The following is a 13,473-nucleotide window of genomic DNA, read 5'->3' as shown; positions in this document are numbered from 1 at the left end:
ACTTAAGTCGTCGCGCGATCGATCAGCTTGAAGCGCGAGCGCTTCTGCGCGCGCACGACGGACTGATACGCATCGATATACTGTCGCGCCATCCGGTGCGCGGTGAAGCGCTCCTCGAAACGCTTGCGCACGCCTTCGCGCGACAGCGTATGCAGCCGATTCACGGCGGCGACCGCACCGATCTCGTCTTCGACGATGAACCCCGAGACGCCCTCGTCCACCACTTCTGGCACGGCGCCGCGATTGAACGCGATGACAGGCGTGCCGCACGCCATCGACTCGATCATCGCCAGACCGAATGGCTCCGGCCAGTCGATCGGAAAAAGCAAGGCATGTGCGCCCGATAAGAACTCGGCCTTCTGATTGTCGTTGATCTCGCCGATATATTCCACGTACGGCAACTTGAAAAGCGGCGCGATCTCACGTTCGAAGTATTCGTGGTCCGCCGCGTCCACCTTGGCGGCGATCTTGATCTTCAAGCCACAACGCCCGGCAATGCGAATGGCCGTATCCACGCGTTTCTCCGGCGAAATGCGCCCGAGAAATGCGAGATATTCTTGCTTGACCGGTTGCGGTTCGTAGAGCTTTTCCGGCAACGCGTGATAAACCGTCGTCACCCACTTCGCCTGCGGCAGCGGATGACGCTGCGCATCGGAGATGGACACCACCGGCGCGGTGTTGAAAGTATCGAAAACCGGCTGCTGCTCGGGCAGATCGAGCCGGCCATGCATGGTCGTGAGAAACGGCGTGTCCTGGCGCTTGAACAGCGAGAACGAGTAGTAGTCCATGTGGAAATGCAGGACATCGAAATCTTCCGCGCGGCGGCGCACCATTTCCAGCAGCAGCATGTGCGGCGCGATGCGGTCGCGAATGGCCGGGTCCAGACGCAACGCGCGCGGCCAGACGGCTTCGAGATTCGCCTTCGTTTGCGAGTCGCCGGTGGCGAAAAGCGTGACTTCGTGACCGAGCTCGACGAGCGCCTCGGTCAGATACGAGACGACGCGCTCCGTTCCGCCGTACAACTTGGGCGGCACCGATTCCGTCAACGGGGCAATCTGGGCAATTCTCATCGTTCTCGTCTCCCTGTCGGCCGTGAACTTCGTGCCGGCCGGCGTCAGCGCTGCAGTGCTCGTTCTCGCGTCATGCGAAAAGGTCGCGCCAAGTTCCCTAAACGTTCGGGCAAGTCGCCTGAACGTGTGTCGAGTATGACAGTAGGCCGTAAGGTCTGGATAACGAGGTTTGCCCTAGGCGACGGCGCGCTCGTTTTGCGCGCTGGTTTGGCACGTGATGTCATTATCGATGGCTCATGCGTTAGCACCGCCGCCTATTTCACTTTCATCGCTCTGTTACAGGTCCGAAACAATCGTTTCCGATGGCGGTTACGGGTTCTTTTTCACGGCCGGTGCGGGCTTCTTGCGCGGTTTGCCACGAAGATCGGCAAGGAAATTGTCCCGCCAGACGCCCAGATCGTATTTGCGCAGCGAAGTCATGTTGGTTTCATAGCGCTGGCGGCGCTCCGCGAGCGGCATGGCGAGCGCGCGCGAGATGGCGTCGCTGGTGCCGACGATGTCATGCGGATTCACCATCACCGCGCCTGTCATTTCCGCGGCCGCGCCGGCGAATTGCGATAGCACGAGCACGCCCGGATCGTCGGGATTCTGCGCGGCGATATATTCCTTGGCGACGAGATTCATACCGTCGCGCAAGGGCGTGACGAGCCCGACTTGCGATTCGCGAAACAGCGACATCAGCTTCCACCGGTCGTAACGCTGATTCAGATACCGGATAGGCGTGTAATCGAGGCCGGAATAGCGCCCGTTGATGCGCCCTGCTTCGTATTCCAGATTCTGGCGGATCTGTTGATACGTCTCCACGTCCGAACGCGTAGGCGGCGCAATCTGCACGAGCGTGACGTTGCCGCGCCATTCCGGCGACTTCTCCAGAAAATGCTCAAACGCGCGAAAGCGCTCGACGAGCCCTTTCGAATAATCGAGCCGATCGACGCTCATGATGAGCTTGCGCCCTTCCAGACTCTGCTTGAGGTCCATGACATCCTGACGCGCTTCGCCGCGCTCGGCCTGTTCGGCGATCTCGTCCGGAAACACGCCGATGCGGTAGACGCCCGTCGTGAGCTTGCGACCGAACGCTTCGACATGTCCGTCGGGCGTCGCCGTGCCGTGCGCGTGCCGCACGATGTAATCGTGGAACGCGGTCTGATCGCCCTCGGTCTGAAAGCCCACGACGTCATAGCAGCACAGCGACTTGACGAGCTCCTCGTGAGGCGGAATGTTCAAGAGAATTTGCGGCGACGGAAACGGGATATGCAAAAAGAAGCCGATGCGATTCGTCACGCCCGCGCTGCGCAACGCCTCGGCGAACGGAATCAGGTGATAGTCGTGCACCCAGATCACGTCTTCCGGTTCGAGCAGCTTGATGAGTTTGTGCGCGAGCCACGAATTCACGCGCCGATACCCCGCGTATTCGTCACGATCGTAGACGGCGAGATCGTTGCGATAGTGGAAAACCGGCCACAGCATGGCGTTGGAAAAGCCGCGGTAGTACTGGTCGTAGTCCTTCTTCGGCAGGCCGACGGTGGCGAACGTCACCGCGCCGTCCTGCTGTAGCGTCGGCCCCTGGTTCGCGACGGTCTCGCTCACCACGTCCCCGCTCCAGCCGAACCACACGCCGCCGCTGTCTTTCAGCGCGCCGAACACGCCGACGGCGAGGCCGCCCGCAGAGCCCTTGGTTTCGGTCGGGGTAGCGACCCGGTTGGATACGACGACGAGACGGCTCATGAGTATTCCTTTTTCGTTTGCTGACTACGATGATTCGGTTGCGGTGCTTCGCTTGAGATTTCTGTCGCTTCTATCGCTTCAGCGCATCCACCGGCGCGGTCGATGCCGCCGAGTTCGCGCGCGGATCGGGACCCGTGCGCTCGCCCCGGCTCGCGACCGGGTCCGCCGCGGTATTCGCGGTGGTGGGCGATGCCGTGTTGGCGCGTTCCAGCGGCGGCGCGAAGTCTACGTGCTTGCTGTCGGTGGAGAGATCGGCCCGTGCGCGTGGCAGATACTGCGGATACGCCGCCTGCACGAAATTCAGCAAGCCTTCGCGCACCCGGCAGCGCAAATCCCAATTGAGCGCGGAGTCGAAGGAACTGACGAGCGCGCGCAATTGCATGGCGTGCTCGGTGGCATCGGTGACTTGCAGCACTTGCACGCGGCCGTCCCACTCCGGCGCGCTCGCCAGAATGCGTTCGAGTTCCGCGCGCAGCGGCGCGATCGGCATGCGGTAATCGACGAAAAGAAACACCGTGCCGATGATCTGCGAGCTATTGCGCGTCCAGTTGGTGAACGGATTCTCGATGAACCATTGCAACGGCACGATCAGCCGCCGCTGGTCCCAGATGCGGATCGACACATAGGTACCCGTGATCTCTTCGACGCGGCCCCACTCGCCCTGAATCACGACGACGTCATCGAGACGAATGGGTTGGGACAGCGCGATCTGCAAGCCGGCGATCAGATTGCCGAGCACGGGCCGTGCGGCGATACCCGCGACCAAACCCGCCACGCCGGCGGAAGCCAGCAAGCTCGCGCCGATCTGCCGCACGCTCGGAAACGCCATGAGCGCCCCGCCAAAACCGATGATCACGATCACCACCATGACCGAGCGCGCCAGCACGCGCGCCTGCGTGTGGATGCGGCGCGCGTTGAGATTGTCGTCGGTATCGAGCGGATGCGCCTGCACGATCGCCTCGCCCACCGCGCTCGCCGAACGCGCGGCGAGGAACGTGAGCGCACCGATCAACGCGACGGTTTCGATATCGCGCAAAACGCCGATGAGCGGCAGCGTGTCCGGCGCCTCGAAGATCACGAAGCCGAACGCGAGCATGATGACGAGGACGAGCGCGGGCGCGTCGATGTAGCGCAACACCGTGCTCATCAGCGGATACGGCCGCGCGACGCGCGTCAAGACGCGCGCACCGATCCGATGCACCCCGATGGCGACGATCAGTGCGATGGCGGCGGCGCACAGCGCGCCGGGCCAGGTGCCGAGCGGGCGCTCGGCCAGATCGAGAAAGCGGTCGAAAGAAAGCATGAGCGTCGCGGGATCAGCCTCGCAGGAAGGTGGATACGGCGGCCGCGTGCACGAGCCTCGCCACTATGCGCCATGTCGGACGCATCGTGCGCGGTTCGTGCTGCCGGGGTGCGTCTTTAGTCGGCGTCCAGGTCGGCTTCTACGTCTTCAAATGCAGCGGCGGGCGGCGTCGAGCATCAAGCAAATTCGCTGCCCGCCTCGCAGCCTTGCGATCAACGTTCCGCCTTGCAGGGAAACGCCTTGCCAAGTCCGAGCGACACCATGGTCGTCGCATTGAAGCCGGACTTGTCGGGATTGTCCGCGATGTACTTGCGTACTGCATCGGTCAGTTGTTGCGGCTTGACTTCGGCGGGCAGGCAAAAGTATTGGCCGACTTGCGGGCCGGAGGTTCCGCCAATTGCCTCGATGGTGTTATACACGCCGTCCGCGGCGCCTTCGATATAGGCCGCGCAGGCAGTACGGGAGTTCGGGTCGGTCTTGGTGCAAAGTTGATTCAAATCGCTGCCAGTGAATGCGAACGCGCTGACGGGCGTGGCGAGAACACAGGCGAAGACGAATTTCCGCAGCATGGTCTTCCTTTTATGTGGAGCGGCGGCTCGAAGGGGCGCGGCGGCCGCGCCTGGCCGCCCGCTCCCCGTGGTTACGTTATTTTGCACTGTTTGTGCTGCTTGCGGCGCCGGTCGAGGCCGCCGGCATGGCGTCGAGGCGTGCCTGCAGGCCTTCCGCGACGTCCTTCTCGTTGTACTTCTTCGCGAAGTCCACAGCCGTCATGCCAAGCTGGTTCTTCACGCGCAAGTCCGCGCCTTCGTCGAGCAAAAGCTTGCAGGTGGACAGATGCCCGCCGCGCGCGGCCATCATGAGCGGCGTCGTGCCGTTCGGCGCGCCGGCATCGATATAGGCCGCATGGTCGAGCAGAATCTTCACGATATCGTCATGACCGTTGGTTGCCGCGTAGTGCAGCGGCGACCAGCCCTTCTTGTTCACTTCGGCATCCTTGGCGATCAGGAGATTCACGAAAGTCGCGTCGCCGTTGAGCGCGGCGAGCATCATCGCGTTTTCACCGGCCGGGTCCTGCTTCTCCAGATCGATCTTGGGATTGTCGGCAAGCGCCTGGCCTACCTTGTCCGACTTCTCGCGCGCGGCGATCACGATGAGCGGTGCGCCCGTGTTGTCGACGGTATTCGGGTCCGCGCCCTGCGAAAGCGCCTTCTTGACCGAGGAGATGTCGTCGAACTTGACGTCCTTGATGAGCGCGTCCACGGACTCGGCCAACGCGGGTTGCGCGAACGCGCACGCGGCGAGCAGCACGCCGACCAACATTTGCCGCGTGCTCGAACGTGTGCTCGTGCGCTTGCTTTGTCCCGCTTCACGCGAGGAAAACATCGGGGATTTATTCATAGTGAACCTTTGGATTACCCTTGAAACAGTGGTTCTCGCCGAGCGTGCCGGTCAGACGGCCTGCGCGCGCGGCGGGATCTTGAACAGCCGGAAGAAGTTGTCGGTGGTGGCTTTCGCGACTGCTTCGTCCGTCTCTTCGCGCAACTGCGCGATGTGACGTCCGACATAGCTCACGTAAGCTGGTTCATTCGGCTTGCCGCGATACGGCACCGGCGCGAGATATGGCGAGTCGGTTTCGATCAGCAGACGTTCGAGCGGCACGCGCCGCGCCACGTCGTGCACGTCCTCGGCCTTCTTGAACGTGACGATGCCCGAAAGCGAAATATGAAAGTTCTGCGCGAGCGCGGCTTGCGCCACTTCCCACGTCTCGGTGAAGCAATGCATCACGCCGCCCGGCACGCTCGCGCGTTCTTCTTCCATGATACGCAGCGTGTCTTCCGCCGACGAACGCGTATGGATGATGAGCGGCTTGCCGGTCTCGTGCGCCGCGCGAATGTGGTTGCGAAAGCGCTCGCGCTGCCATTCCATGTCGGCGATGCTGCGGCCTTCCAGCCGGTAATAGTCGAGCCCGGTCTCGCCGATTGCGCAGACTTTGGGATGCCGCGCCAGTTCCACTAGTTGCGCGACGCTCGGTTCCGTTGCGTCTTCGTGGTCCGGATGCACGCCAACCGATGCGAAGATGTGCTCGTGCCGCTCGGCGATATCAAGCACCGATGGCAGCGTCTCCAGATCCACCGACACGCAAAGCGCGTGCGTGACCTTCTGCTCGCGCATCTTGTCGAGCACTTCGGGCAGCCGGTCGGCGAGGCCTTCGAAATTGATGTGACAGTGGGAATCGACGAACATCCGCTACTCCTTTGCTCTCGCGCCAAGCCGCAAGCCGAGAATGACGAGATCGCGCTCGACGCCGTCCAGAACCGCGACGCGCGGCAGCGTGCCCCACGACTCGAAACCGAAGCTGCCGAAGAGCTTCATGCTCGGCTCGTTATGTCCGAAGACGAAGCCGAGCACGGTATCCACATCAAGCGTCGGCGCGCGCTCCAGCGCCTCGTGCAACAACTGCTTGCCGAGCCCCTTGCCGCGCGCGCGTTCGTCGAGATAAATGCTCACTTCGACCGTGCGCGCGTAGGCCGGACGGCCGTAGAAATCGGAGAAACTCAGCCACGCGATGACTTCGCCGCCCTCTTCCACGACCCACAGCGGACGCTTGTCCGGTCCGTGCGCGTGAAACCAGGCAAGGCGGCTTTCGACCGGAACCGGATCGAGGTCGGCCGTGACGAGGCGCGAGGCGACCGTCGAATTGTAGATGGCGACGATGGCGGGCAGATCGTCCAGCGTGGCGTCTCGATATTGAAGACTCATGGCGTGATTGCGTTCAGGTTCAGGCGAAGATGCCGCGATAGCCCATGAAGAGTTCCTCGAACACGAGACGCGCGTTCAACGGATGATTCTCCACGGCGCGTTGCCGCGTGACGGTTTTCATGTAGCGCGAAAGCGCAGCCGGGTCGGCGCTGGCGGCGCATCGCGCGAGCGCCTTGGCCGCGCCCGGAAAATAGCGCGGACGGCCTGCCGTGCGCTCGGCGAGCACGTCGTAAAGCCAGCGTTGCAGCCAGCCGAGCACCAGCGGCACCGGCAGTTTCTGCAGGTTTTCGCCGCACGCGAAGGCGTCGCAGTTCGGGCCGGCCGCAAGTTGCGCCAACGTGAAATCGCGCAGCGCGCGGTTCTCGTCGCTCGCGAGCGCAAGCGCGTTGAGCGGCGCGCCGCCCGCTTGCGCGAGAAGCCCGGCGGCATCGTCGATACCTCGTGACGCAAGCCACGCGCGCGCTTCGTCGAAGGGCGGCACGCTCATCGGCCACTGTCGGCAGCGGCTGATGATGGTTGGCAACAAGCGGTCGATACGCGCCGACACCAGCAGAAACACGACGCCCGAAGGCGGTTCTTCCAGCGTTTTCAAGAGCGCGTTGGCCGCCGCGACATTGAGCGCTTCGGCGGGATACAGCAGCGCGACACGCAAGCCGCCGCGATGCGATCCGAGACTGCAGAAGTCGAGCAGCGCGCGTACCTGTTCGATCTTGATTTCCTTGCTCGGCGCGCGGCTCTTCTTGCCTTCGTCGCCATCGGCTTTCTCGGCTTTCTCGGCGGATGTATCCACGGAAGAATCCGCGCCTGCCGCCGCAAGCCCCGCAAGCGCCTCGGGCAACACCGCGCGGTAGTCGGGATGATTGCCCTGCGAGAACCACAGGCAAGCGGAACACGTGCCGCACGGCTCGCCGCTCGGCAGATGCGTTTCGCACAGCAGCCCCTTCGCCAGATGCTGCGCGAATTGCAGCTTGCCGATGCCCGCTTCGCCATGCAGCAAAAGCGCATGCGGCCAGTTCGCGCGTAGCTGCTGGAGACGCTGCCAGTCGTTGGCTTGCCAGGGATAAATCATCGGCGGTTCAGTGGGTTAGGCGTTGCTTGAGCGTGGATCAAAGGCTCGCGATGACATCTTCGAGCTGCGTGCGGATATCGTCGATGGGCCGGCTCGAATCGACGATGAAAAACCGCTGCGGCGATTCGGCCGCGCGCCGCAGATATTCGGCGCGCGTGCGCTTAAAAAATGCCTCCGATTCGCTCTCGAACTTGTCCGGCGCGCGCGCGGCCGAACGGCGTTCGCTCGCGGTCTCCGTCGGAATGTCGAACAGAACGGTAAGGTCCGGCTGAAAACCGCCCTGCACCCAGCGTTCCAGGGCTTCCAGCTTGTCGCGCGGCAGACCGCGTCCACCGCCCTGATAAGCAAAGGTGGCATCCGAAAAACGGTCCGACAGCACCCAGTCGCCATGCGCGAGCGCCGGTTCGATGACCTGCGCGAGATGCTCGCGGCGCGCGGCGAACATGAGGAGCGCCTCGGTTTCGAGGTCCATTGGCTGATTCAGCAGAATGCCGCGCAACGTTTCGCCGAGCGGTGTGCCGCCCGGCTCGCGCGTCATCACGACCGAGCGCGCGTGCGCGGCGAGTTTTTCGGCGAGCCGCTCGCGAAACCACTCCAGATGCGTGGTCTTGCCCGCTCCGTCGATACCCTCGAATGTAATGAACTTGCCCCGCGCCATTCACTGACCCCGGATGTATTTGTCGACGGCCTTGTTGTGGTCGCCCAGGTTGTCGGAAAAGATGCTGCTGCCGTCGCCGCGCGACACGAAATAGAGCGCATTGCTCGCGGCGGGATTGAGCGTCGCGGTGAGCGCGGCCACGCCGGGCAGCGCGATCGGCGTGGGCGGCAGACCCATGCGCGTGTAGGTATTGTACGGAGTGTCGGTCTGCAGATCCTTTTTCTTCAGATGCCCGCCGTAAGCCGGACCGAGGCCGTAGATGACGGTCGGGTCGGTCTGTAGCGGCATGCCGATCCGCAGCCGGTTGGCGAACACCGCCGCCACGAGCGGCCGGTCGGTTGCGCGCCCCGTCTCCTTCTCGACGATCGACGCCATGACGAGCGCCTCGTAAGGCGTCTTGTAAGGCAAATTCGGCGAGCGCGTGTTCCAGGCTTCGGTGAGCCGCTGCTGCATGATCCGGTACGCGCGCTTGTAGACCGTGAGGTCGCTCGTGCCTTTGTCGAAAAGATAGGTATCCGGGAAAAACAGTCCTTCCGCCGATGCCTTGTCCACCTCGGGCGCGCCGATTGCACGCAAGAGGTCCGTGTCGGACATGCCGGCGGTGTCGTGCGCGAGCGCGGGGTTGGCGTCGAGTTCGGCGCGCATTTTTTGCAACGTCCAGCCCTCGATGACGGTGGCCACGTACTCGTTGACGTCGCCGCGCGCGATCTTTTGCAGCACTTCATACGGTGTCACGCCGCTTTTGAACGCGTAATTGCCGGATTTGAGCTGCGACGAAAGCCCGAGCACGCGCGTCATCAACACGAAAAGCTCCGATTCGACCGGCACGCCGCCGCGAATCAACTGGGCGCTGACGCTGCGCAAGCTGCTGTGAGGCTTGATGGTGACGTCGAGTTCGGCGGGCGTGAGGTTCATTGGCCGATTGGCCCAGTAATAAACGCCACCTGCGAGCGCCGCCGCGAGCACCGCGACGATCACCACCGCCACGACGCATTTCTTGAAAAGGGACATGCCAGACACACTAGGAATAAGACCAATATAATAACTTGCCCGCCTGCGCCCCGGTCAGTTTGACCGGCCGGACCGACTGACAGGATTGACCGCACTTGACGCCATGAATTCCCAAACCCAGCTTTCCCCCGGTTCCGCTCCAAGCGCCATTCCCGCCGACGACTTCGAAGCCGTGAAGACAGCGGGCGTTTTCGTGCCGCTCACGCAGTTCGGCGTGATCGACATCAAGGGCGAGGATGCCGCTTCGTTCCTGCACAACCAGGTCACCAACGACGTCCAGCATCTCGACGCATCCACGGCGCGCCTCGCGGGCTATTGCTCGCCGAAGGGACGCCTGCTGGGTTCGTTTCTCATGTGGCGTTCAGCCGATACCGTGCGTCTCTTGATCTCGCACGATGTCCAGGCGCCCGTGCAAAAGCGTCTGTCCATGTTCGTGCTGCGCGCAAAAGCGAGGTTGAGTGACGCGACGCCGGAACTCGCGGCAGTCGGCTTTGCGGGCGATGTGCGCGCGGCGCTCTCCGGCATCTTCGATGCGTTGCCCGACGGCGTGCATGTCAAGGTGGAAGGTCCGCATGGCGCGCTGATTCGTGTGCCGGATGCGGCGCATCGGCCGCGTTTCCTGTGGGTCGGCCCGAGGGCCGATATCGAAGCACGACTGCCCGAGCTCGGCGAGAAGTTGCGGCGCGCGGGACCGGCGCTGTGGGACTGGCTCGACATCCACGCGGGCGAGCCGCGCATCACGCAGGCGACGACCGAGCAGTTCGTCCCGCAGATGGTCAACTTCGACGTGCTGGGCGCGGTGAACTTCAAGAAGGGTTGCTATCCGGGACAGGAGATCGTCGCGCGCAGCCAATATCGCGGCACGATCAAGCGACGCACGGCGCTCGCGCACGGCGAATCGGCCACGCCGGGCGCCGAGCTGTTCCATTCGGCCGATCCCGGTCAGCCTTGCGGCATGGTGGTTAACGTGGCGCCGGCCGAAGGCGGCGGCGTGGATTGTCTCGTCGAGATCAAGCTGGCGTCGCTGGATAACGGTTCGGTGCACGTCGGCGCCGCCGATGGCCCCGCGCTCGAATTCGTGCCGCTGCCCTACGCCTTTCCTGCCGACGCCTGAACGCCATGTGCCTGATCGTCTTCGACTGGCAACCCCAGGCCGCGCCCGCCAACGGCCGCGCGCTGCTGACGCTGGCGGCGAATCGCGACGAGTTCTTCCGCCGCGAGACCGACCCGATGCATTGGTGGACCGACGCGCCCGGCGTGCTCGCGGGCCGAGATCTGACGGGCGGCGGCACGTGGCTTGGCGTAACGCGCGACGGGCGCTTTGCCGCGCTGACGAACTATCGCGCGCCGAGCGAGATTCGGCCGGATGCGCCCACGCGTGGCGCGTTGGTCAGCGAATATATGACGGGCGAGCGCGTCGAGCCTTTGACGTATCTGAAGCGCGTTGCCCTGGAAGGTCATCGGTACAACGGCTTCAATTTGCTGTGCGGGGATTTCACACGACGTGAGCTCGGGTGGTATGGCAATCGCGCCGATGCCGAGCCGGTTTTGCTCGAAGCGGGCGTGCATGGGTTGTCGAACAGCTTGCTGAATACGCCGTGGCCGAAGCTCGTCGCCCAGCGCGATGCTTTACGCGATTTGATTCACGCCGATGAGCGGCCATCGCTCGACGAGCTGATCGAAACCTTGCGTGACCCGCGTATCGCCGACGATCACGTCTTGCCATCCACTGGCCTTTCCATCGAGCGTGAACGCGTGTTGTCGGCGGCGTTTATCGAGAGCGATGGATACGGCACGCGCGGGACGACGGCGTTGCAAGTGTTGCCGCTGTCGCATGGTATTGAGCTGCATGTCAAGGAACGCAGTGACGATGACGGTTCGCACAAGGTCGTGCGGCCGGGGGATTTTGTGCGGGCGTTCAGGTTTGAGGTGGCGTGACGCATGATCGCCGCGACCCACGTTTCAACAGAAAGAGCACTATCGCGGTAATCGCAATGGCGATAAATTTGCCAGGTACTTTTCAGAATCTAATCAAGCCCTCACCCCAACGCCTTCCTCAACGCAGCCACCGCATCCGCATGCGCCCGCGCCACGTCGCGAACAAACCCGCCCATCTTGAAGAACTCGTGAATCATCCCTTCATATCGCATGAGTTCCACCGACACGCCCTGCGCTGAAAGCTTCTCCGCGTAAGCGATATCTTCATCGTAAAGCGGATCATGATCCGCGGCCGCGATCCACATCGGCGCCACGCCACGATAATCCGGCTGCCCGCCCGCCGCATCCAGCGGCGCAAAACGCCAGTCGTCCCGGTCGCGTTCATCGCGCACGTACTGCTCGAAGAACCATTGAATCGTCTCTGCGCTCAGCAAGTACCCTTCGGCAAGCCGCGCATGCGATTCGCTTCGCTGCCACGCGCTCGTCCCCGGATAAATCAGCATCTGCAATTGCAAGGCGATGCCTGCATCGCGCGCCAGCACCGAGCACACCGTCGCGAGCGTGCCGCCCGCGCTGTCTCCACCAATCGCGATGCGAGCCGGATCGATCCCCAACGTGGACGCCTCGCGCGCGAGCCATTGCAAGGCGTCGAAGGCATCGTTCACGGCGACCGGAAACTTGTGTTCGGGCGCAAGCCGGTAATCGACCGATACCACCGCGCAGCACACGTCATGCGCGAACTTGCGGCACAGCGCGTCGTGCGTCTCGATGCTTCCCACCGTAAAGCCGCCGCCATGCAGATACATGAGCGCGCCAAGCGGCTCCGCCCAATTCGGCTCGATCGGATAATACGCACGCACACGAATGGACCCGCCATCGCGCATAGGAACGGGAAGATCTTCGACACGCGCCATGGGCAACGGCGCGACATCGAGAATGGGCGCGCTCATCGCATAGGCGGCGCGCGCTTCTTGCGGCGTGAGCGTGTGATAAGGCGTGCGCCTCGCGCGTGCGATCATCTGCAAGACTTGCGCGACCTGGGGATTGAGCTGCATTGTCATGCCGATGCCGAGGTCAACGCGACTTGAGCGACATGGGATCGCTCGGGTCGCGCAGCTGCGCGATGTCGTCCAGCCGCAGCTGAACCGAAGGCATGATGTTCGGATGCGTGACCACATAAAAACGATTCGCGCGGATGGCGTCGAAGGTCAGTTCGGCGACATCCCGCGCCGATAGCTTGCCGTGCTCCACCGCCTTTGCCAGTTGCCGCGCCGCGAGCTTCTGCGACGCCGTCATCTCTTCGTCGTTGACGAGCGCGCCGGGCCGCGCGCGTTCGGCATCGGCGATACCGGTCGGCACGAACGCCGGACACAACAAGGACACGCCGACCGACGCGCGCGCGAGCCGCAGATCGTGATAAAGCGTCTCGGTCATGGCCACGACCGCATGCTTCGACGCGTTATAGACGCCCATTGCGGGCGCGGCGAGCAGCCCCGCGACCGAAGCCGTGTTGACGATATGCGCCGGTTCGTTCTGGGCCAGCATGATCGGCGTGAACGCGCGAATGCCGTTGGCAACACCCATCACGTTGACGCCGAAGACCCATTGCCAGTCGTTCGCGCTGCTCTCCCAGATGAAGCCGCCAGCGCCCACGCCCGCGTTGTTGAAGAGCAGATGCGCGCCGCCGAAGGCATCGAGCGTAGCGCGGGCGAGCGCATCGACGTCCGCGGGATTCGAGACGTCCGTTCGCACGCCGCGCACCTCGGCGCCTCGTTCGCGCAGCGATGTCACGGTGGCATCGAGCGCGGTGGCGTCGATATCGGCGAGTACGAGCTTCATGCCGAACGCCGCGCCCTTTAGCGCAAACTCGCGGCCGAAGCCGCTCGCCGCGCCAGTGATCACGGCGACTTTTCCTTCGAAGCGGTCCAAGCGGGCTCCT

At 63.4% G+C, this 13,473-nt stretch carries 14 protein-coding genes; 2 read left to right on the top strand and 12 right to left on the bottom strand.

Features of this window, described 5'->3' with window-relative positions; all coding sequences use genetic code 11:
* Positions 1-2: 2 nt before the first annotated feature.
* From NCR98_RS07195 to mltG, 10 genes are all read right to left on the bottom strand, one after another.
* Positions 3-1,070 (bottom strand): glycosyltransferase family 4 protein, encoded by a 1,068-nt coding sequence (locus NCR98_RS07195; RefSeq protein WP_250525858.1) that lies wholly within the window; start codon positions 1,068-1,070, stop codon positions 3-5.
* 309 nt (positions 1,071-1,379) lie between these two features.
* Positions 1,380-2,795 (bottom strand): alpha,alpha-trehalose-phosphate synthase (UDP-forming), encoded by a 1,416-nt coding sequence (gene otsA / locus NCR98_RS07190; RefSeq protein ID WP_250525857.1) that lies wholly within the window; start codon positions 2,793-2,795, stop codon positions 1,380-1,382.
* A gap of 70 nt (positions 2,796-2,865) precedes the next feature.
* The gene (locus NCR98_RS07185) at positions 2,866-4,098 is read right to left on the bottom strand and encodes a mechanosensitive ion channel family protein (RefSeq protein WP_250509015.1); all 1,233 of its coding nucleotides are present in this window, start codon (positions 4,096-4,098) and stop codon (positions 2,866-2,868) included.
* Positions 4,099-4,310: 212 nt separating this feature from the next.
* On the bottom strand, positions 4,311-4,667 hold the full coding sequence (locus tag NCR98_RS07180) for a Rap1a/Tai family immunity protein (RefSeq protein WP_244827894.1): 357 nt from the start codon (positions 4,665-4,667) through the stop codon (positions 4,311-4,313).
* A gap of 76 nt (positions 4,668-4,743) precedes the next feature.
* Entirely contained in the window at positions 4,744-5,496 is a 753-nt protein-coding gene (locus NCR98_RS07175; RefSeq protein WP_502799729.1) for an ankyrin repeat domain-containing protein, read from the bottom strand.
* Positions 5,497-5,547: 51 nt separating this feature from the next.
* Positions 5,548-6,342: a TatD family hydrolase gene (locus NCR98_RS07170; RefSeq protein WP_250464860.1), complete on the bottom strand. Its 795-nt coding sequence runs from the start codon at positions 6,340-6,342 to the stop codon at positions 5,548-5,550.
* Between the two features lie 3 nt (positions 6,343-6,345).
* On the bottom strand, positions 6,346-6,858 hold the full coding sequence (locus NCR98_RS07165; protein ID WP_244827896.1) for a GNAT family N-acetyltransferase: 513 nt from the start codon (positions 6,856-6,858) through the stop codon (positions 6,346-6,348).
* Between the two features lie 19 nt (positions 6,859-6,877).
* Positions 6,878-7,927, bottom strand: a complete 1,050-nt coding sequence (locus NCR98_RS07160; protein ID WP_250525856.1) for a DNA polymerase III subunit delta' — start codon at positions 7,925-7,927, stop codon at positions 6,878-6,880.
* A gap of 37 nt (positions 7,928-7,964) precedes the next feature.
* A complete protein-coding gene (tmk, locus tag NCR98_RS07155; protein WP_244827898.1) occupies positions 7,965-8,585 on the bottom strand; it encodes a dTMP kinase in 621 nt (206 codons plus the stop codon).
* Entirely contained in the window at positions 8,586-9,596 is a 1,011-nt protein-coding gene (gene mltG / locus NCR98_RS07150; RefSeq protein WP_250464856.1) for an endolytic transglycosylase MltG, read from the bottom strand.
* A 103-nt stretch (positions 9,597-9,699) separates the two neighbouring features.
* Between mltG and ygfZ the strand changes: the two genes are divergently transcribed.
* Both ygfZ and NCR98_RS07140 read left to right on the top strand, forming a co-directional pair.
* Positions 9,700-10,710: a CAF17-like 4Fe-4S cluster assembly/insertion protein YgfZ gene (gene ygfZ / locus NCR98_RS07145; protein ID WP_250525855.1), complete on the top strand. Its 1,011-nt coding sequence runs from the start codon at positions 9,700-9,702 to the stop codon at positions 10,708-10,710.
* Positions 10,711-10,715: 5 nt separating this feature from the next.
* Complete coding sequence (locus NCR98_RS07140; protein ID WP_250525854.1) at positions 10,716-11,534, top strand: NRDE family protein; 819 nt, start codon at positions 10,716-10,718, stop codon at positions 11,532-11,534.
* 101 nt (positions 11,535-11,635) lie between these two features.
* Here NCR98_RS07140 and NCR98_RS07135 read toward each other — a convergent pair whose 3' ends face one another.
* A complete protein-coding gene (locus NCR98_RS07135; protein WP_250525853.1) occupies positions 11,636-12,589 on the bottom strand; it encodes an alpha/beta hydrolase in 954 nt (317 codons plus the stop codon).
* A 19-nt stretch (positions 12,590-12,608) separates the two neighbouring features.
* On the bottom strand, positions 12,609-13,463 hold the full coding sequence (locus tag NCR98_RS07130; protein ID WP_250525852.1) for an SDR family oxidoreductase: 855 nt from the start codon (positions 13,461-13,463) through the stop codon (positions 12,609-12,611).
* Between the last annotated feature and the right edge of the window lie 10 nt (positions 13,464-13,473).

The sequence above is a fragment of the Caballeronia sp. GAWG2-1 genome, assembly GCF_023631405.1.
In the GTDB taxonomy this organism is placed as follows: Bacteria; Pseudomonadota; Gammaproteobacteria; order Burkholderiales; family Burkholderiaceae; genus Caballeronia.
Note: the sequence above shows the minus strand (reverse complement) of the source record. Positions and strands in the feature narration are given on the sequence as shown.

What these genes read in the sequence shown, in the direction of transcription:
- tmk (WP_244827898.1), bottom strand. Translation starts at nt 8,585, where the DNA reads ATGGCGCGGGGCAAGTTCATTACATTCGAGGGTATCGACGGAGCGGGC.
- NCR98_RS07185 (WP_250509015.1), bottom strand. Translation starts at nt 4,098, where the DNA reads ATGCTTTCTTTCGACCGCTTTCTCGATCTGGCCGAGCGCCCGCTCGGC.
- NCR98_RS07195 (WP_250525858.1), bottom strand. Translation starts at nt 1,070, where the DNA reads ATGAGAATTGCCCAGATTGCCCCGTTGACGGAATCGGTGCCGCCCAAG.
- NCR98_RS07175 (WP_502799729.1), bottom strand. Translation starts at nt 5,496, where the DNA reads ATGAATAAATCCCCGATGTTTTCCTCGCGTGAAGCGGGACAAAGCAAG.
- otsA (WP_250525857.1), bottom strand. Translation starts at nt 2,795, where the DNA reads ATGAGCCGTCTCGTCGTCGTATCCAACCGGGTCGCTACCCCGACCGAA.
- NCR98_RS07170 (WP_250464860.1), bottom strand. Translation starts at nt 6,342, where the DNA reads ATGTTCGTCGATTCCCACTGTCACATCAATTTCGAAGGCCTCGCCGAC.
- ygfZ (WP_250525855.1), top strand. Translation starts at nt 9,700, where the DNA reads ATGAATTCCCAAACCCAGCTTTCCCCCGGTTCCGCTCCAAGCGCCATT.
- NCR98_RS07160 (WP_250525856.1), bottom strand. Translation starts at nt 7,927, where the DNA reads ATGATTTATCCCTGGCAAGCCAACGACTGGCAGCGTCTCCAGCAGCTA.
- NCR98_RS07165 (WP_244827896.1), bottom strand. Translation starts at nt 6,858, where the DNA reads ATGAGTCTTCAATATCGAGACGCCACGCTGGACGATCTGCCCGCCATC.
- mltG (WP_250464856.1), bottom strand. Translation starts at nt 9,596, where the DNA reads ATGTCCCTTTTCAAGAAATGCGTCGTGGCGGTGGTGATCGTCGCGGTG.
- NCR98_RS07140 (WP_250525854.1), top strand. Translation starts at nt 10,716, where the DNA reads ATGTGCCTGATCGTCTTCGACTGGCAACCCCAGGCCGCGCCCGCCAAC.
- NCR98_RS07135 (WP_250525853.1), bottom strand. Translation starts at nt 12,589, where the DNA reads ATGCAGCTCAATCCCCAGGTCGCGCAAGTCTTGCAGATGATCGCACGC.
- NCR98_RS07180 (WP_244827894.1), bottom strand. Translation starts at nt 4,667, where the DNA reads ATGCTGCGGAAATTCGTCTTCGCCTGTGTTCTCGCCACGCCCGTCAGC.